4 protein-coding genes and 1 pseudogene are annotated in these 4,633 nt (G+C 36.0%); 3 read left to right on the forward strand and 2 right to left on the reverse strand.

The features are described 5' to 3' along the window. From aroC to AACY61_RS08970, 3 genes are all read left to right on the forward strand, one after another. On the forward strand, positions 1 to 517 hold a 517-nt coding region (gene aroC, locus AACY61_RS08960), incomplete at its 5' end, for a chorismate synthase (protein WP_339611236.1). Between the two features lie 8 nt (positions 518 to 525). Beyond that, positions 526 to 1,968 carry a dicarboxylate/amino acid:cation symporter gene (locus AACY61_RS08965; protein ID WP_339611237.1) on the forward strand — a complete coding sequence of 481 codons (1,443 nt, stop codon included), beginning with the start codon at positions 526 to 528 and terminating at the stop codon, positions 1,966 to 1,968. A gap of 122 nt (positions 1,969 to 2,090) precedes the next feature. Further along, entirely contained in the window at positions 2,091 to 2,969 is an 879-nt protein-coding gene (locus AACY61_RS08970; RefSeq protein ID WP_339611238.1) for a hypothetical protein, read from the forward strand. 4 nt (positions 2,970 to 2,973) lie between these two features. Here AACY61_RS08970 and AACY61_RS08975 read toward each other — a convergent pair whose 3' ends face one another. Both AACY61_RS08975 and AACY61_RS08980 read right to left on the reverse strand, forming a co-directional pair. Beyond that, positions 2,974 to 3,378 carry a thiol-disulfide oxidoreductase DCC family protein gene (locus AACY61_RS08975; RefSeq protein WP_339611239.1) on the reverse strand — a complete coding sequence of 135 codons (405 nt, stop codon included), beginning with the start codon at positions 3,376 to 3,378 and terminating at the stop codon, positions 2,974 to 2,976. Between the two features lie 9 nt (positions 3,379 to 3,387). Beyond that, positions 3,388 to 4,633 (reverse strand): annotated as a pseudogene (locus AACY61_RS08980) (DNA mismatch repair protein MutS); the annotation flags it as partial.

The raw sequence follows: 4,633 nt of genomic DNA on the forward strand, positions 1-4,633 counted from the left end.
ATTAGCAGCAATAAAAAAGCAAAGCGAAGATATAAATCAAATTAAAAAACAAGGTGACACTGTGGGTGGTACAATAACCTGTGTTATTCAAAACGTTCCAATAGGGTTGGGAGAGCCGGTTTTTGATAAACTTCATGCGCGTTTAGGTCAGGCCATGTTGAGCATCAATGCGGTTAAAGGCTTTGAATATGGAAGCGGATTTTGTGGTGCACAAATGAAAGGCAGTGAACACAATGACCTTTTTAATGAAGATGGAACTACTAAAAGCAATTTAAGCGGTGGTATTCAAGGCGGTATCAGTAATGGAATGGATATTTATTTTAGAGTCGCTTTTAAACCGGTTGCGACAATAATGAAAAATCAGGCTACAATTAATAAAGAGGGGAATTCCACAGAAATTCAGGGAAAAGGTCGTCACGACCCTTGTGTTGTTCCCAGGGCAGTGCCTATAGTAGAAGCAATGGCAGCGATGGTTTTAGCCGACTTTTATTTGTTTAATAGAATTTCAATTTATTAAAAAAAACTATGAAAAAAATAGCACTACACTGGAAAATAATCATTGGGATGGTTTTAGGGATTATCTGGGCCTTGCTTTCGAGTACAATGGGTTGGAGTTCATTTACTATCAATTGGATAGATCCTTTTGGAACCATTTTCATCAATTTACTAAAACTAATTGCGGTTCCTTTAGTGTTATTTTCTATTATCAGTGGAGTAGCAAATATTGGCGACCCCAAAAGCCTGGGAAGAATGGGAGGAAAAACATTGATGATATATTTACTGACAACAGTACTTGCAATAACAATTGGCTTGTTATTGGTGAATACTTTTAAACCCGGAAAGCTCATTGATGAACAAAGCCGAATTGATAATCGCATCAGTTATGAGATATGGGCTTCCAACCAAGGTTATGAAATTAAAGACGGGGTAAACTATTTACAGGATCCCGCGTTTTTTGAGAGAGCCAGGGAAATTTCAGATTTAACAAAAAATGAGTTGAAAGAAGCTTCTGTTTCAGATAAACTGGAAACTGCCAGTAAGCAGAAAGAAACGACACCTTTACAACCATTGGTAGATATTGTTCCTGACAACTTTTTCTTTTCATTGACCAACAATAGTATGATGTTGCAAATCATCTTTTTTGCCATCTTTTTTGGTGTCTGTCTTTTGTTTATTCCTGCAGCAAAGTCTAAACCGGTATTAGATTTTGTAGATGGAACTATGGAAGTGTTTTTAAAGATGGTGGATTTAGTGATGCAGGCTGCACCCTTTTTTGTGTTTGCATTGCTCGCCGGTGTAGTGAGTAAAATGGCAGGAGATGATATTGGAAAAGTCATCGAAATTTTCAAAGGCCTTAGCTGGTACACCTTAACAGTTCTGGGAGGCTTACTTTTAATGATTTTTGTAATTTATCCTTTAGTTCTTAAAACCTTTGTGAAAAGAATACCTTATAAAGGATTTTTTAAAGCGATGAGTCCGGCGCAAACACTTGCTTTTTCAACCTCCAGTAGTGCAGCAACACTACCTGTTACAATGGAATGTGTAGAAAACAATCTGGGTGTTGATAAAAAAATAAGCAGCTTTGTACTTCCAATTGGTGCAACAGTCAATATGGATGGAACAAGTTTATACCAAGCCATTGCAGTAGTCTTCTTGGCACAAATGCATATGATTGATTTAACAATTGGGCAACAATTGATTGTTGTGTTAACAGCAACTTTAGCTTCTATCGGTTCTGCTGCAGTCCCCAGTGCTGGTTTGGTGATGTTAATCATTGTGCTCGAAGCTGTGGGCTTAAATCCTGCTTGGATAGCAATTATTTTTCCTGTAGACAGAATACTGGATATGTTCAGAACAGTTGTTAATGTTACCGGAGATGCCACAGTGTCTTCAATCATTGCCAATGGTGAAGATATGTTGGATTATCAGGAAGCTAAAGACCCTTCTGATACGTTTGAGGTGAAATAATAATTTTTAAAATTGATAATAATTTATTAATTTTAGACGCCGTTAATTTCTCCCCGTTGTTTTTATTTTTGCAAAGCCCTATTTTACTTGTTACTTTTTTACTTATGCATAAATAGCATAAGATGAAAATATTTTTAGTTAGTTTATTGTTTTTGTTTTTATACGGAACAATGCATTCTCAAGTGGGAATAAATACCACAACACCAAGCCCAGCTTCCGTTTTGGACGTAAATAGTTCTTCTGATGGAACCAACTTTGGAGGATTTATGCCTCCAAGGGTTTCACCTGCTGAACGCGACTTGATTCCTGTAACTGCTTCTGATGAAGGTTTGATGGTATATGTTATAAACCCGCCAAACAACCAATTACAGCTATGGGATGGAACTAGCTGGCAAATTGTTTTTCCACAGCAAATTTTTATTGATACTATAATTGCTTCTTGGGATATGGAAGGATTAGCTAATTATGGTCCAAGTCCATTTACTCCTGGAAATTCAAGTTCAAGTGTAGTAGTTAATGGCCTCGAAAGGGGAACAGGCTTAAACACATCTGGAACTGCCGCAGGAGATGCTTGGGGAGCAAGTGAGTGGTATTCAGCTGCACCTACTGAAACACAGTCATCAGCAATAGCAAACAATAAATATGTAACTTTTACTATTACACCCAATACGGGTAATAATATTTCAATTTCCTCAATTGAGCCATATAATATTCGTCGCTCAGGTACTGGTCCAATTAACGGAATTTGGCAGTACAGTATTGATGGTGTTAATTTTATAGATATTGGAACAGTAATAAACTGGGGAGTTACAACTTCAGGTGCTGGAAATCCTCAACAAGCCATTAATTTAAGTGGAGTTAATGATTTGCAAAACATAAATTCTTCTACAACAATAACTTTTAGAGTTGTTTGTTGGGGAGCTACTGGAACTGGAGGGACTTGGTATTTTAATGATTTTGGCGCAGGTGATGATTTAATAATTAGAGGAAATACTAACTAACCCTTTACAAAAACTTACCCTTTAATTCAGGAGTTGGAATCATACAACTTTCTTTTTTACCAAACCATTGATAGCGGTTTCGCGCAATAATGTCATATACCCAGTTCCTGAAAAAAACCGGTAGTATGATAAAGCCATAGAGGAGAGGGTAACCACCTTTCAAATGTCTTGCAATCATTAAGGCAGCTGTAGATTTTGCAAAATAATCAGCACCATCCAAAAGTAAAATGGAGTCTACCTTTGATGTGTCAATTGCATATTGTTTAATAAGTTTTTGACCTTCCTCAGATTGAATGGCAGCAAATCTGAAAACATCTTTTTTATCACGTTTAATGATAAATACAACAGAGCCATTGCAAAGATTGCAGACACCGTCAAACAAGATGATTTTTTTTTGATTTTCTGTCATCTAACAAAGTTACTTATTTTTTCGGTCAACAAATTCAAGTTCTGTAATGGAAACATTCGTGGTAAACATCCCATAATTTACAATCGCTTTATTTTTTTCAAGATTGTCAATAATTCCAATAGCTCTGCCGTCAATCATTCTCACACGATCCCCAACCTGTAATACGACTTTAGGTTTGTTATCTTCTTTTCGCTTTTGTATGATTTTTTCTTTTTTCTTTTTTTCGCGAATGACAGCAACTTTTTTTTCTACTTCTTTTTCTAACTGCTTTTCCTGGGCCTTTTCTTGTTTTTTTACTTTTGGAACTTCTTTTTTGCGTTTTGAATTTTCAACAGCAATAATTTTTAAAAACTCATCTATGAGTTGTTTTTTTCGTTTGTTGTTGTGAAAATTCTCTGCCAGTGTTTCTATCTTTTTTCCTAGATGTAAGCGTTTTTGATTGCTGTCATATAACTCTTGATAGCTTTCAAGCTTTTGTTGAATTTTACTATTGATTTCTTCAAGTTGTCTGGTCTCAGTTTTGGCCTTTACTTCTTCGTGCTTTAGGGTTTCAGAAGATTTTCTGAGTTTGGCACGCTCTTTTTGTAAATCAGCAATGGTTTTGTCAAATCGCACTTTGGAACGCTCAATTTTCTTTTTTGCTTTATTAATTAAACTGTAGGGGATTCCATTTTTTTGTGCGACCTCAAAAGTGAAAGAACTTCCTGCTTCGCCAATTTGTAACTGATAGATGGGTTCAAGTGTTTTTTGATTGAACTGCATATTAGCATTTATAGCACAAGGCAATTCGTTTGCAAGCATTTTTAAGTTGGAGTAATGCGTGGTTATAATCCCAAAAGCTTCACGTTCATAAAAAACTTCCAAAAAAGTCTCTGCTAGCGCTCCGCCCAATTCAGGGTCACTACCTGTTCCAAACTCATCGATTAGGAAAAGTGTTTTACTGTTGCATTTTTTTAAAAACTGATTCATCATCTTTAGCCGGTAACTATAAGTGCTCAAGTGATTTTCAATAGACTGGTTGTCTCCAATATCGGTTAAGATTCGGTCAAAAAAACAACATTCGCTTTGTGGGTCAACAGGAATTAAAAATCCGCTTTGAAGCATTAATTGTAGTAAACCCACTGTTTTCAAAGTAATACTTTTTCCGCCCGCATTGGGTCCTGAAATTACAATAATTCTGCTATCAGGCATTAATTGAATTGTTTGCGGATAGGTTTTTTCACCTTTCTTTTTTTTGCTTAAAAAGAGTATTGGG

Origin of the sequence: uncultured Planktosalinus sp., from assembly GCF_963973675.1 — a bacterium.
GTDB lineage: Bacteria > Bacteroidota > Bacteroidia > Flavobacteriales > Flavobacteriaceae > Planktosalinus.

What these genes read in the sequence shown, in the direction of transcription:
- AACY61_RS08975 (WP_339611239.1), bottom strand. Translation starts at nt 3,378, where the DNA reads ATGACAGAAAATCAAAAAAAAATCATCTTGTTTGACGGTGTCTGCAAT.
- AACY61_RS08965 (WP_339611237.1), top strand. Translation starts at nt 526, where the DNA reads ATGAAAAAAATAGCACTACACTGGAAAATAATCATTGGGATGGTTTTA.
- AACY61_RS08970 (WP_339611238.1), top strand. Translation starts at nt 2,091, where the DNA reads ATGAAAATATTTTTAGTTAGTTTATTGTTTTTGTTTTTATACGGAACA.